This window comes from Pseudomonas sp. F3-2 (genome assembly GCF_038804275.1).
In the GTDB taxonomy this organism is placed as follows: Bacteria; Pseudomonadota; Gammaproteobacteria; order Pseudomonadales; family Pseudomonadaceae; genus Aquipseudomonas.
Map to the genome: position 1 here is coordinate 3,961,794 of NZ_CP152388.1, position 12,972 is coordinate 3,974,765.

13 protein-coding genes are annotated in these 12,972 nt (G+C 62.0%); 9 read left to right on the plus strand and 4 right to left on the minus strand.

Annotated elements, in window-relative coordinates:
* Positions 1-32: 32 nt before the first annotated feature.
* From AAGQ88_RS17935 to AAGQ88_RS17945, 3 genes are all read right to left on the minus strand, one after another.
* Entirely contained in the window at positions 33-803 is a 771-nt protein-coding gene (locus AAGQ88_RS17935) for a molybdopterin-dependent oxidoreductase (protein ID WP_285425957.1), read from the minus strand.
* A complete protein-coding gene (locus AAGQ88_RS17940) occupies positions 796-1,419 on the minus strand; it encodes a cytochrome b/b6 domain-containing protein (protein WP_285425956.1) in 624 nt (207 codons plus the stop codon). The genes AAGQ88_RS17935 and AAGQ88_RS17940 overlap by 8 nt, the downstream gene beginning before the upstream one ends.
* 155 nt (positions 1,420-1,574) lie before the next feature.
* Entirely contained in the window at positions 1,575-2,180 is a 606-nt protein-coding gene (locus tag AAGQ88_RS17945) for a hypothetical protein (protein WP_342655835.1), read from the minus strand.
* 296 nt (positions 2,181-2,476) lie between these two features.
* Here AAGQ88_RS17945 and AAGQ88_RS17950 point away from each other — a divergent pair, with 296 nt between their 5' ends.
* From AAGQ88_RS17950 to AAGQ88_RS17960, 3 genes are all read left to right on the plus strand, one after another.
* Positions 2,477-3,172, plus strand: coding sequence for a heavy metal response regulator transcription factor (locus AAGQ88_RS17950; RefSeq protein WP_285425955.1), 696 nt, complete (start codon positions 2,477-2,479; stop codon positions 3,170-3,172).
* Entirely contained in the window at positions 3,145-4,548 is a 1,404-nt protein-coding gene (locus AAGQ88_RS17955; protein ID WP_342653140.1) for a heavy metal sensor histidine kinase, read from the plus strand. Before AAGQ88_RS17950 ends, AAGQ88_RS17955 begins: the two co-directional genes overlap by 28 nt.
* Before the next feature lie 198 nt (positions 4,549-4,746).
* The gene (locus AAGQ88_RS17960; RefSeq protein WP_342653141.1) at positions 4,747-5,169 is read left to right on the plus strand and encodes a hypothetical protein; all 423 of its coding nucleotides are present in this window, start codon (positions 4,747-4,749) and stop codon (positions 5,167-5,169) included.
* An 82-nt stretch (positions 5,170-5,251) separates the two neighbouring features.
* Here the strand turns inward: AAGQ88_RS17960 and AAGQ88_RS17965 are convergent, their stop codons facing one another.
* Positions 5,252-5,920 (minus strand): polysaccharide lyase family 7 protein, encoded by a 669-nt coding sequence (locus tag AAGQ88_RS17965; protein WP_342653142.1) that lies wholly within the window; start codon positions 5,918-5,920, stop codon positions 5,252-5,254.
* A gap of 528 nt (positions 5,921-6,448) precedes the next feature.
* Here AAGQ88_RS17965 and AAGQ88_RS17970 point away from each other — a divergent pair.
* From AAGQ88_RS17970 to AAGQ88_RS17995, 6 genes are all read left to right on the plus strand, one after another.
* Positions 6,449-6,901 (plus strand): MarR family transcriptional regulator, encoded by a 453-nt coding sequence (locus AAGQ88_RS17970; protein ID WP_285425952.1) that lies wholly within the window; start codon positions 6,449-6,451, stop codon positions 6,899-6,901.
* An 80-nt stretch (positions 6,902-6,981) separates the two neighbouring features.
* A complete protein-coding gene (locus AAGQ88_RS17975) occupies positions 6,982-8,997 on the plus strand; it encodes an FUSC family protein (protein WP_342655836.1) in 2,016 nt (671 codons plus the stop codon).
* A complete protein-coding gene (locus AAGQ88_RS17980; RefSeq protein ID WP_093459396.1) occupies positions 8,994-9,203 on the plus strand; it encodes a DUF1656 domain-containing protein in 210 nt (69 codons plus the stop codon). The genes AAGQ88_RS17975 and AAGQ88_RS17980 overlap by 4 nt, the downstream gene beginning before the upstream one ends.
* Positions 9,200-10,159, plus strand: coding sequence for an HlyD family secretion protein (locus tag AAGQ88_RS17985; RefSeq protein ID WP_342653143.1), 960 nt, complete (start codon positions 9,200-9,202; stop codon positions 10,157-10,159). The genes AAGQ88_RS17980 and AAGQ88_RS17985 overlap by 4 nt, the downstream gene beginning before the upstream one ends.
* Entirely contained in the window at positions 10,156-11,580 is a 1,425-nt protein-coding gene (locus AAGQ88_RS17990) for an efflux transporter outer membrane subunit (RefSeq protein ID WP_342653144.1), read from the plus strand. Before AAGQ88_RS17985 ends, AAGQ88_RS17990 begins: the two co-directional genes overlap by 4 nt.
* A gap of 447 nt (positions 11,581-12,027) precedes the next feature.
* Complete coding sequence (locus AAGQ88_RS17995) at positions 12,028-12,849, plus strand: aldo/keto reductase (RefSeq protein ID WP_342653145.1); 822 nt, start codon at positions 12,028-12,030, stop codon at positions 12,847-12,849.
* Positions 12,850-12,972 lie beyond the last annotated feature (123 nt).

The window sequence follows — 12,972 nt, forward strand, 5'->3', positions numbered from 1 at the left end:
GCAGAATCAAAAGCGAGACTGAGGCAGCACGATCAAATCCCGCTGAACCAGTTATACCCCTGATCCTCCCAGTACCCGCCCGGATAATCGTTGGTCACGAAAATCTCGACGATGTGCTTCGGATTCTTGAACCCCAGTTTGGTCGGCACCCTCACCCGCAGCGGATAACCGTAATCCGGCGGCAAGGCCACCTCGCCGAAATCCAGCGCCAGCAAGGTCTGCGGATGCAACGCCGTCGGCATGTCCAGGCTCGAGTAATACCGGTCAGCGCACTTGAACCCGACGAACTTCGCCGTGGTGTCCGCGCCCACATGCTCGAGGAACGTCTTGAGCGGCACACCGCCCCACTGCCCGATCGCGCTCCAGCCCTCTACGCAGATCAGTCGCGTGATGTCACTGCGCTGCGGCAATTTGCGCAAGCCATCCAGCGTCCACGGCGCCTTGTCGCGCACCAGCCCCGACACACCCAGCTTCCAGTCCGCCACGTCGAGATCCGGGATATCGTCCTCGGAATAGAACGCGTTGAACGGGAACGGGTTTCTGATCTGCTCCTTCTTGAACGTCGGCGCCAGTTTCTGCCCGCTGAACAGCCAGGCCTGCACCCGATCATTCCAGCGCGACATGGCCCACAGCACTTTATCCACCTGATCGCCGTCCTGCAGGTTGCAACCGGTGAGCATGGCCATGGCGCCGACCGTCAAGCCGCCTCGCAGAAAGTTGCGGCGCTGGATACTTTCCAGCTGGCTCAGTTGCGCAGGCTCCAGCCTGACGCGCTGGATGGCGCGTTTTTTCGGCTCAATCATGTTCGACCTTCCCGTTTTCAACTGGCCGTACGCCGCCGGTGATCATCGGCAGCAAGGTTTTCGGCACCATCAACACCAACGCCAAATGCACCACGACGAATGCGCCGATCGCCGCCATCGCCGCGAAATGCACGAAGCGGGCGAAATCGTAGCCACCGAACAACGCGGTCAGTTCCTGCAGTTGAATCGGTTTCCAGATCGCCAGTCCCGACACCACGATCAACACGCCCGCGGCCAGCACCAGCCAATACATCAGGCGCTGCACGGCGTTGTACACGCCCTTCTCGTGCCTGAGGCGAAAGCGCAGGGCGTCGAGCAGATCGCGTTTGACTGCTTTCGGGGAGACGGGCAGAAAATCCCGTTTGAAGTGCTTGCTGAACAGGCTGTACAGCACGTAGATCAGGCCGTTGATCACCAACAGCCACATCACCGCGAAGTGCCAGGCCAGCGCGCCGCCCAGCCAGCCGCCGACGGTGAAGTCCTTTGGAAAGGTAAAACGGAACAACGGCGAGGCGTTGTAGATGCCCCATCCGCTCATGAACATGCAGACCATGCCGAAGGCGTTGATCCAGTGCGTCAGGCGAATGGGCCAAGGATGAATTCGGTTTTTTTTCATCTTGAAAGGCTCTTCATGGATGAATGTGGTGAGCCGGGCCTCGCAGGAGCGCGCTTGCCCGCGATTGCCGTGTGTCAGATCAGACAGACCGCCATCGCGGGCAAGTGCGCGCCCACCATGGACGCAACGCGGTGCATATCACGCACCGTCGCCGCTTACATCGGTGGCTGGAAGCCGTCCTTGCCGACCGCTACACCACGGGCGGTCTTGCCGTCTTCACCCGGGAAGACCACGACCTTGGCGCCCTTGACCAGCTGGTCGACCTTGCCCGCTTCAACGTAAGCGATCGGCACGTCTTCCGGCACGACCAGTTGCTTCTCGCCGCCTTTGTAGCCAACGCTCAGCGTGCGGCCGTTGGCCTTGCTCAGCTTGCCCACGGTGCCGTTGGTCATGGTGCCGGTGCTGCCATCGGCATTCTGCCAACCGTAGTGACCTTCGCCGCTGCCCTTAAGGCTAGCCTCGAACACGGTCACTTCCAGCGCTTTCAACGAACCGTCGGCTTGCGGGATGGCGGCGGAGCCGATGAAGCTGTCGGGCTTGATCGATTCGATATCGGTCTTGGACACCAGCCGGATGCCGGTCTGGTCAGACAGGCCGATGCTCTGATGAGCGCCTGAGCGGGTGGTGAAGTTCAGGGTCTTGTTGTCGACACTGTCGACTGTCCCGCGCAGTGGCTTGACCACCGGCATGTCAGCGGCAGCGGCAATAACGGCGGCGCCGAGCATGAGCACGCCGAACGTGGTGGACAGAGCAGTCTTCATCTTCATGTGAACATTCCTTGAGGCAGTTTCGAGAGTCGTGCTGGAGGGGCATGACGTGTTGAACGAAGGCCATCCTGTACCCGCAACCGGCACACCACAATGACCGGGCGATGACATTTTTGTCATTCGCACGACGCCCCGATCACCCCTCGGATCAATGACAAAAATGTAATCGGCCGCGCCCGGCCAGTTGGTTACACTCCACATCCGACGCGGCATGCAGCCGGGTTGCAGGCCCCCGATCCGACATGCCATGCCGGTGACAGCGCCACGACGTGAAGCGAGCCCGACCGACGATGCACATTCTGCTTATCGAAGACGACACCAAAACCGGTGAGTACCTGAAGAAGGGGCTCAGCGAATCCGGCTACAAAGTGGACTGGACCCAGCACGGCACCGACGGCCTGCACATGGCGCTGGAGCACACCTACGATCTGTTGGTGCTGGATGTGATGCTGCCGGGCATCGATGGCTGGCAGATCATCGAAATCCTGCGCGCCAGACAAGACGTGCCCGTATTGTTTCTCACCGCTCGCGATCAATTGCAGGACCGGATCCGCGGCTTGGAACTGGGCGCCGACGACTACCTGGTCAAACCCTTCTCGTTTACCGAGCTGCTGTTGCGCATCCGCACGATCCTGCGTCGCGGCGTGGTCCGCGAGGCCGACCATTTTCATCTGGCCGACCTTGAGCTCGACCTGCTGCGCCGCAGGGTCACTCGCCAGCAGCAGGTCATCACCCTGACCAACAAGGAGTTCGCCTTGCTGCACCTGTTCGTGCGGCGCGAGGGCGACGTCCTCTCCCGGGCGCAGATCGCCTCCGAGGTCTGGGACATGAACTTCGACAGCGACACCAACGTGGTGGACGTCGCGATCAAACGCCTGCGCAGCAAGATCGACCTGCCCTACCCGGTCAAACTCATCCACACCGTGCGCGGCATCGGTTATGTCTGCGAGGTGCGGCCATGCGAGCCGGACGCCAGCCATCCCTGACCCTGCGTTCGACCCTGGCGTTTTCGGTGGTGGCCATGCTGGCCGTCGCCAGCGCCGGCATGTACTTGTACGAAACCATGAAAGACGCGGTGATGACCCGCACCGATCACGCCGTGCTGGCGCGGCTCGATCACTTCCGCAAACTGCTGCAATACGACCTGACGCTGGACAAGCTGCAAGGCAGCCCGCAGTTGTTCGAGAACATGCTCGACAGCGAGGATGACATTTTCATCATCACCGAGCCGGACAAGCCGCCGGTCATCATGGTCAATCCGCTGCATGCGCCGTTGCCGCTGACGCCGGTGGTCCCAACCAATGCGCCGTTGAGCGTCGCCGACATGCGCAGCGGCGAACTGGCGTCAGGCGTCCCCATGCGCGCGGCCACGGTGGAAGTCATGTCCAGCGGCAGGCGCGTGCACCTCACGGCGGCCCACATCGCCGTGAAAGAGATGGCCACGCTGGCGAATTTCCGCAATCGCATTCTGTCTTCGGTTGCGCTGGCCTTCGTGCTCACCGCCGTGCTGGGTTATGTGCTGTTGCGCCGGGGCCTGCGGCCGTTGCGCAGGATGGCCAGCCATGCCGCCGCAATTACGCCGGCCCGCCTGGAAAGCCGGATGGACAATCGCGATACGCCGGTGGAGTTGCAGCAGTTGGGCGACGCCTACAACGCGATGCTGGACCGGCTGGCGGACGGTTATCAGCGCCTGACTCAGTTTTCCGCCGACCTGGCTCACGAAATCCGCACGCCGGTCGGGTCGCTGATGGGGCATTGCCAGGTCGCCCTCCGCCAGGCGCGCACGGCGGATGAATACCAGGCGCTGCTGGCGTCGAATCTGGAAGAACTGGAACGTATTTCGCGGATGGTCGAAAGCATCCTGTTTCTGGCGCGGGCAGACGACGCGCAAGCGGCGCTCAATCGTCAGACGCTGGACATGGCGCAAGAGCTGCAGCGCGTCTGCGGCTATTTCGAAGGCCTGGCTGAAGAACGGCAACTGATCGTCAATACCTGCGGCGATGCGCGCCTGAGCGCCGATCCGCTGCTGCTGCGCAGAGCGCTGAGCAATCTGGTGGCCAACGCCATTCGCTATGCCGACGAAGGCAGCATGATTGACATCCGCGTTCTGGAAGGCGGCGGCGAATGTCGCATTGAAGTGGAAAATCAGGGGCCCGTGCTGAGCGAATCGACGCTCGGCAAGTTGTTCGACCGTTTCTACCGGGGCGACGCCTCACGCCATCAGAGCTCGGACTCCAACGGCCTGGGCCTGGCGATCGTGACCGCGATCATGCAGTTGCATGGTGGCGCCGCTACGGTGGAGCAACCCGCCCCGGGTCGCATCCGATTCGCGCTGATTTTCTTGAAACCTGCTGCCAGATAGACCTTTGCGCAGCGCCTTGAGCGTGTTTTTTTGTCAAACACAATCACTATAACGATTCGCTATTTTCTCGATGTCGAATCGTTCTGTACCTGACTTCCTGGACTCCTAAGCTTCGTAGGCAGGCCTCGTGGGTACGGACGGTCTTGGAGTCCGCCATTGGGCATCCCTGTCATTGCCAGGATTCAGGAAGAATCGACCATGAACGGACAGAATGAAAAATCGAATGGAACGTTCGAAGTCACCATTGGCGGCGAGCCAAAAAACTTCATTGACGCTGAAGTAACCATTGCCAACAGCGAGTCAGGGGGCACGCAGAAGGTGAATTTCAGTAAGCTGGAAGGACAAGAAGCCTATGAATCCGTAACTGTGCGATTTACATATTCATCGGAACCGGGCACATACGAAGTCTTGCCGGGATCGTTCGAAGCACCTGGGGCAACGTATGGCGTCGAGAAATCAGGGGGCTGGTTCACGGCGTACAATGCAGTCAGTGGGACAGTGACGCTCATCAGCGCAGATGAAGCGATACAAGCGATGAAGGGCAGTTTCAGCTTTCAAGTGAGCGTTGAGGATGTCACTACCACTACCACCATCGCAGGAACGTTTGATCTGCACAGGTGACCCGTCGCCCCGCCCACTCCACCGGGTCGCTGCATGGCCCGGTAGAGTGCTCTCGATCTCGCTTCACTGCTCATTGATGCCGTCAAGCTTTCTTGTCGTGGGACACCGTCAGTTTGTAGAACGTCGCCGCGCCGCCTTCGGTGGCGTAACCGGTGTTGTCCTGGGTGTAGACGCCTGCCTTGAAATACAGCTGCCTGGTGCTCCAGCTCGGATCCAGCTTCGCGCTCCACTGCATGTCGTGGGCGTTGACGGTCAGCGCGCCCGTCGGCGTCAGGTGGATGGTGTAGGTGAAGCGCTCCTTGAGCAGCACGCCGGTCGCGATCTGGATCACCGCAGGCTCCGAGGTCGGGGTCAGACGGAACTTGGCGACGATGTTGCCCGTCTGGGTCTTCTCCTTGTACTGGTACTCGAGCTTGATCAGCGGCTCGGTACTGCCATAGCAATGGATCTGCCCGATGACGATCTTGCCCGACGACGGCACCTGGTCGACGGTCAGCGCCGCCCGCAGGAAGTTGTCGGCCTGACTGTAGGTCCAGTTGTGCACAGCGCCGTTGGGGAAGGTCTCGCGCAGTTCGGTGCGTGGGTAGATGGCGTTGTCAGTCCTTGACCCGGTTACCGGTGCCCAGAAGAACAGAGTGTCTCCCGAACGGAAGTAACCATCCTTGTAACCCGAGACCAGTTTCGGCGTGTCGATAGTGGCGGCCGGAATGCCGACGGGTACAGAAAGATTCCAAATGGCGAGGTCGATCATGTGGCTCTCGTGGTGCGCTGGCGCACAGCAAAGGGATGTCTCTGGAACGGGGTTTTGAGCCCTGTTTCCTGTCGCCTTTGCTATCGGCTGAATCGGTTGTTCTTTAACCCGCCGGAACAGTCAAGAAACCGCCGAAATCGTTTAAAAAACGATCAATGCCACTCTCTCGCCACTATCACGTAACCGCGGTTTTTTCATGCCGTTCGTCAGGCGTGGCGAAACTCGCCAGCGCCAAGCCATTTAAGTGGCGTCATTTTTTTGAACTGCCGAGAGAGAATTTTTCGAAGAAAGTTCAAATCGGCGTGAAAACGCCGACAGACGGTCACAAAATATTGCGTAAATCGGTCTTAAGTCGGGGTTTTCGAACGACGGCGCGCCCTCGTTCCCACCGGAACCTTCGATCAATTTCCAGTTGACGAAAACCTTTTGTTACTGGATATTAATAGTTAGCAACCTAATAATACAGAGACTAATCATTCACTGCCTAACCAAACCGTTTCGGTTGAACCTACTCCAGTGGCACCTTCCATGACTCTAGATTCACTGCAAATGCACATCACCGGCGGCGTCGTTGCGGCCTCTCGCCAATGGCGCCGGGTCTGCCAGACCACGCTGATGAACTACGGCGTGTCCGAAGCCTGCGCCGGTCCATTGCTGATGATCGCGCGCCTGGGTGAAGGCGTCAGGCAGGTCACGGTTGCCCAGGCGTGCGGTCTGGAAAGCCCTTCGCTGGTGCGTTTGCTCGATCAACTGGGCAAGGCAGGACTGGTGCAACGCACCGAAGATCCGACCGACCGCCGCGCCAAATCCCTGAGCCTGACCCCGGAAGGCCGAGCGTTGTCGGACGCCATTGAAAGCGAACTGATCCGCCTGCGCCGCGATGTGTTCGGCAGCGTTGACCCGGCCGACCTGGAAGCCACCTTGCGAGTCTTCAAAGCCATTGCGATGGCGACCCCGATGGCGCCGGAGCTGTCATCTTGAACGACCTGTTTAAAGGCTTTTTCACTGGCGTACCGCCTGCCCGCGACTGGTTCTACGGCATCCGCACCTTCGCCGCGTCGATGCTCGCGCTGTACATCGCGCTCATCTTCGAACTGCCGCGTCCTTACTGGGCGATGGCAACGGTGTACATCGTCTCCAGCCCGTTCGTCGCGCCCACCAGTTCCAAGGCGCTGTACCGCGCCGCCGGCACCTTTCTCGGCGCGGCCGCGTCGGTGCTGATCGTGCCGCTGTTCGTGCAGACGCCCTTTCTGCTGGCACTGGTCATCGCGCTGTGGACCGGCACCCTGCTCTTCCTGTCGCTGCACCTGCGCACGGCCAACAGCTACGCGCTGATGCTGGCCGGCTACACCATGCCGCTGATCTCGTTTCCGGTGGTCGACAACCCTCAGGCGGTCTTCGACATCGCGGTGTCGCGCACCGAAGAAATCCTGCTCGGCATCGTCTGCGCGGCGGTGGTCGGTGCGATGTTCTGGCCGCGCCGTCTGGCGCCGGTGCTGGTCGACTCCATGGGCAAGTGGTTCAAGGACGCCTCGACCTACAGCGACCTGTTTCTGTCACGCAGTGCTACGCCCGAAGCAGTGGGCGGCCTGCGCACGTCCATGGTGGCGACGTTCAACAGCCTGGAGCTGATGATCGGCCAGCTGCCGTATGAAGGTACTCACCGCCAGACGCTACGAAACGCCAAGGAGCTGCGCGGCCGGATGATCCACCTGCTACCGGTGATCGACGCCCTGGACGATGCGCTCTGGGCGCTGGAACGTCGCACCCCTGAGCTGGTGGCCGATCTCGCCCCCTTGCTGATCGAATGCCGCGACTGGGTGGAGAAAACCGTCGACGGCGCGCCGATCCACTACTGGCAGGCGCTGCACGATGAGCTTGATCGGCTGCAACCCACCGCCGCCCAGCTCGACGATCGCCGCCAGTTGCTGCTGTCCAACGCGCTCTACCGGCTGCGCGAGTGGATCGACCTGTGGCAGGACTGCCGCACGCTGCAACACGCCATTCGCACCGACGATCACACACCCTGGCGCGCGGTGTACCGGCATTGGCGGCTGGGGCGCCTGTCGCCGTTCCTGGACCGCGGCATGATGCTGTATTCGGTCGCCACCTCGGTCAGCGCCATTCTCGTCGCTTCGGTGCTGTGGATTCTGCTCGGCTGGCAGGATGGCGCGAGCGCGGTTGCGCTGGCGGCGGTGTCCTGCAGCTTCTTCGCGGCCATGGACGACCCGGCGCCGCAGATCTATCGCTTCTTTTTCTGGACGATGATGTCGGTGATCTTCGCCAGTCTGTACCTGTTCGCGGTGCTGCCCAACCTGCATGACTTTCCGATGCTGGTGCTGGCGTTCGCAGTGCCGTTCATCTGCGTGGGCACGCTCACGGTGCAGCCGAAGTTCTACCTCGGCACGCTGCTGACGATCGTCAACACCTCATCGTTCATCAGCATTCAAAGCGCCTACGACGCGGACTTCCTCAACTTCGTCAACTCCAACCTGGCCGGGCCGGTGGGACTCGCGTTTGCATTTGTCTGGACCCTGATCGTCCGGCCGTTCGGCACCGAGGTGGCGGCCAAGCGCCTGACCCGTTTCAGCTGGGGCGACATCGTTTCGCTCAGCGAAGAAGCCACCCTGGCCGAACACCGGCAAATGGGCGTGCGCATGCTGGACCGCCTGATGCAGCACCTGCCGCGTCTGGCGATCACCGCGCAGGACACCACGGTCGCCCTGCGCGAAGTGCGAGTGGCATTGAACATGCTCGACCTGCTGGCCTACATGCCTCGGGTCAACGCCGTGCCACGCCAGTTGCTGCGTCAGGTCGCCACCGAGGTCGGCGGCTATTTCCGGGCCTGTCTCAAGGCGCGCGAGCGTTTGCCTGCGCCCAAGGGTCTGTTGATGACCATGGACCGCGCTCGCCGCTCGCTGAGTCACGAATGGATGGGCGATGACGAGTCGCGTCTGCACCTGCTGCACGCGCTCAGCGGCTTGCGCCTGGCGCTGTTGCCGGGTGTGGAGATCGTCGACGTGCTTGCCGAGCAGGAAGAACAACCGCCGTATGGCATCGATGGAGCGCCACTGTGATCGGTGATCTGGATATCAGCGGGATTTTCCTGCCCACGTTTCTGGTGCTGATGGGCATCGCTTATGTGATTTTTCTGGTGGTCCACGCCTTGCTGTCGCGTGCCCACTTCTACCGCCTGGTCTGGCACCGGGCTTTGTTCAACGTCGGTCTATACGCTTTGCTGCTCGGCGTCGTGGATACCCTCAGTCGATACCTGATGAAATGAAAAAACCTCTGCTGACTCTGGGCCGTGTGGTCCTGACCCTGCTGGTCGTCATTCTCGCCGCCGTCGTCGTCTGGCGCATGGTGATGTATTACATGTACGCGCCCTGGACCCGGGACGGTCATATCCGCGCCGACGTGATCCAGATCGCGCCGGACGTGTCCGGGCTGATCGAAAAGGTCGCGGTCAGCGACAACCAGCCCGTGAAGAAAGGCCAGTTGCTGTTCACCATCGACCAGGACCGCTTCCGCCTGGCGCTGCGTCAGGCTCAGGCCACCGTGGCCGAGCGCAAGGAAACCTGGGAACAGGCGCAGCGCGAGAACAAGCGTAACCGCGGCCTGGGCAACCTGGTTGCGCGCGAGCAACTGGAAGAAAGCCAGTCCCGGGAAGCCCGAGCGTTGTCGGCGCTGAACGAGGCGCAAGTGGCGGTCGATTCGGCGCAGCTGAACCTGGATCGTTCGGTCATACGCAGCCCCGTCGACGGCTACCTGAACGACCGCGCGCCACGTGACCGCGAGTTCGTCAGCGCAGGGCGTCCGGTGCTCTCGGTGGTGGACAGCAACTCGTTCCACATCGACGGTTACTTCGAAGAGACCAAGCTGGACGGAATTCACATCGGTTCCGGCGTCGACATCCGGGTGATCGGCGACAACGCCCGCCTGCGTGGTCACGTCGTGAGCATCGTCGCCGGTATCGAAGACCGCGACCGCAGCAGCGGCTCCAACCTGCTGCCCAACGTCAATCCGGCGTTCAGCTGGGTGCGTCTGGCGCAACGGATTCCGGTGCGCATTGCCTTCGATGAAGTGCCGGCAGATTTCCGCATGATTGCCGGGCGTACCGCCACCGTGTCGATCATCGATGCCGACGGCGACGCAGTGGGCGCCCGCAGCACTGACGCGCCAGCCAGTTCTCCCGCCGTCGGCCATGGGCCGTCCACCGATAATGGAGCGAGCAAATGAAACACAGCGCGCGCCTGCTGACAGCGGGCCTGGGCTTATTGCTGTCGGCCTGTACCGTGGTCGGTCCGGATTACCAGTTGCCCAAAGACGCGGCGGTCAATCGCGCCGATCTGCAGGGCGACCTGGCCGGCGAATCGGCGAATGTGGTGTCGGCGCCCGTGCCGGCCGACTGGTGGAAGTTGTACAACGACTCCCGACTTGACGCGCTGGTCAGTCAGGCGCTGGCGTCCAGTACCGATTTACGCGTGGCCGCGGCGAACCTGCAGCGGGCGCGCTATCAGACCAACGAAGCGCAGGAGGCCGGCGGTTTCACGAACTCCGCCAAGGCCGGCGCGCAACGCCTGCAGGAAGCCGGGCAAGCGTTCCTGCTGCCCGAGAAGGTGCCAGTGGCGAACATCGGTGACGTGGGGCTGACCACGTCTTATCAGTTCGACCTGTTCGGCGTGCTGCAACGCGGTATCGAAGCCGCGCAAGCCAACACCGACGCGGCGCAGGCCGCTGCCGACACTGCGCGTATCACGCTGGTGGCCGATGTCGTGCGGTCGTACACGCAAATCTGCGCCGCCAACGAAGAACGCGATATCGCCCTGCATTCGCTGGATCTTCAGCAGCAGAGCGTCAATCTGACCCAGCGCCTGCGCGACGCCGGACGTGGCGATGAAACCCAGGTGACCCGCTCGCAGACCCAGTTCAAATCCCTGCGTGCCGAACTGCCGCGTTATCAGGCGGCGCGACAGGCTGGCCTGTATCGCCTGTCGATGCTGCTCGCGCGGCCGCTCGATCAACTGCCCAAAGGCGTGTCCGAGTGCGCAGAGCTGCCTCATATCGCGCAGGTCATGCCGGTCGGCGATGGCGCCGCCCTGCTCAAGCGTCGCCCTGATGTGCGTCAGGCCGAGCGCCGGCTGGCGATGTCCACCGCGGCCATCGGCGTGGCCACCGGCGAGTTGTACCCGGACATCAGCATCGGCGCGACGGTGGGCACTGTCGGTATTCTCGACGAACTGGGCGATCCATCGACCAACCGCTGGGGCTTTGGCGGCGTGATCAACTGGACCATCCCGTCCAACGGCGCCCGCGCGCGCATTCACATGGCCGAAGCGTCGAATCAGGCCGCGCTCGCGCATTTCGACGGCGTGGTGCTCAACGCCATTCGCGAAGCACAGACCGGTCTGTCGCAATACACCTCGCTGCTGGAGCGCCGCGACGCGCTGGCCGAGGCGGAAGAGTCGGCGCGTCAGGCAGCAGATCAGACCCACCGTTTCTTCCTTGCCGGCCGTGAGTCCTTCCTCGCCGACCTGCAGGCAACGCGTACCTACACCGATGTCACCGCGCAGCTGGCTGCGGCCAACACGCAGGTTGCCATGAGTCAGGTCGACCTGTTCCTGGCCCTCGGCGGCGGATGGGAGAACACCCATAAATGATGTGTAACCCGTGACACTGGCCGCCAAACCCACCACAGGACCGGCTTTAGCCGGTAACGCGTCGGTCGTCGCACCGCAACATCGGTGGCGTTCACACCGGCCTCTTCCCGGCTGAAGCCGGTCCTGTTGGCTGCATGCATTCAACGGGATCGCGTGCACGCTGTGACATCGCATGCTTCTCGTGGGACCGGCTTTAGCCGGGAACGCGTCGGTCGTCGCACCGCAACATCGGTGGCGTTCACACCGGCCTCTTCCCGGCTGAAGCCGGTCCTGTTGGCTGCATGCATTCAACGGGATCGCGTGCACGCTGTGACATCGCATGCTTCTCGTAGGACCGGCTTTAGCCGGGAATGCGTCGGTCGTCACGTGCTTGAGATTGAACCCCTGCCCGCCTGCACTGCCTGAGTTCTCTATACACATGCAGTCATCATCGGCACGAGGCCTCCCATGCGCACGCTTCAACTGGCAGACAAAACCGTTCCCGTCATCGGTCAGGGCACCTGGCGAATGGGCGAAGATCGCCATCAGCGACAAGCCGAAGTGGAGGCCCTGCAAACCGGTATCGATCTGGGCCTGACGCTGATCGACACCGCCGAAATGTATGGTGAAGGCGGCGCCGAAGAAGTCGTCGGCCAAGCCATCGCCGGCAAGCGTGACCAGGTCGTGCTGGTGAGCAAGGTCTATCCACACAACGCCAGTCGCAACGGCATCCCCGCCGCATGCGAGCGCAGCCTGCAACGCATGAAGACCGACTTCATCGATCTTTACCTGCTGCACTGGCCGGGCTCCTACCCGCTGGAAGAAACCGTCGAAGCGTTCGAACGTCTGCGTGAGGCAGGCAAGATCGGGCGCTGGGGCGTTTCCAATTTCGACGTCTCCGACCTTCTCGATCTGAACAACGCCGCCTGCGCCACCAATCAGGTGCTCTATAACCCGCAAGAGCGTGGCATCGAATACGACCTGTTGCCGTGGATGCAGAACGTCGCGATGCCGCTGATGGCTTACTGCCCGATCGGACAGGCCGGGGATTTGCTGTCCAACCCGGCCATCCTCGAAGTCGCCGATCGCCATGACGCCACCCCCGCCCAGATCAGCCTGGCGTGGGTGTTGCGTCAGGACGGCGTGATCGCCATCCCGAAAGCCGTCGACCCGCTCCATCTTCGACTCAATGCCGAGGCGGCGCAGATCGACCTGAGCATCGAGGATGAGCTGTTGATCGACTCGTCCTGGCCGGCGCCGCTGCGCAAGAAGCAACTGTCGATGGTCTAGCGGCCACCTGTGGGAGCGTGGCTTGTCCCGCGATCGGCGGGGAACCCGGCGTTGATGGCGACACCGGTGGCTGCCTGACGCACCGCGGCGTATGGGCTGACGACAACTTCGTCGCCTATCGCA

Bases quoted from the DNA above. Each gene is read 5' to 3' on its own strand.
- AAGQ88_RS17935 (WP_285425957.1), bottom strand. From the start codon at position 803: ATGATTGAGCCGAAAAAACGCGCCATCCAGCGCGTCAGGCTGGAGCCT.
- AAGQ88_RS17940 (WP_285425956.1), bottom strand. From the start codon at position 1,419: ATGAAAAAAAACCGAATTCATCCTTGGCCCATTCGCCTGACGCACTGG.
- AAGQ88_RS17945 (WP_342655835.1), bottom strand. From the start codon at position 2,180: ATGAAGACTGCTCTGTCCACCACGTTCGGCGTGCTCATGCTCGGCGCC.
- AAGQ88_RS17950 (WP_285425955.1), top strand. From the start codon at position 2,477: ATGCACATTCTGCTTATCGAAGACGACACCAAAACCGGTGAGTACCTG.
- AAGQ88_RS17955 (WP_342653140.1), top strand. From the start codon at position 3,145: ATGCGAGCCGGACGCCAGCCATCCCTGACCCTGCGTTCGACCCTGGCG.
- AAGQ88_RS17960 (WP_342653141.1), top strand. From the start codon at position 4,747: ATGAACGGACAGAATGAAAAATCGAATGGAACGTTCGAAGTCACCATT.
- AAGQ88_RS17965 (WP_342653142.1), bottom strand. From the start codon at position 5,920: ATGATCGACCTCGCCATTTGGAATCTTTCTGTACCCGTCGGCATTCCG.
- AAGQ88_RS17970 (WP_285425952.1), top strand. From the start codon at position 6,449: ATGACTCTAGATTCACTGCAAATGCACATCACCGGCGGCGTCGTTGCG.
- AAGQ88_RS17975 (WP_342655836.1), top strand. From the start codon at position 6,982: ATGCTCGCGCTGTACATCGCGCTCATCTTCGAACTGCCGCGTCCTTAC.
- AAGQ88_RS17985 (WP_342653143.1), top strand. From the start codon at position 9,200: ATGAAAAAACCTCTGCTGACTCTGGGCCGTGTGGTCCTGACCCTGCTG.
- AAGQ88_RS17990 (WP_342653144.1), top strand. From the start codon at position 10,156: ATGAAACACAGCGCGCGCCTGCTGACAGCGGGCCTGGGCTTATTGCTG.
- AAGQ88_RS17995 (WP_342653145.1), top strand. From the start codon at position 12,028: ATGCGCACGCTTCAACTGGCAGACAAAACCGTTCCCGTCATCGGTCAG.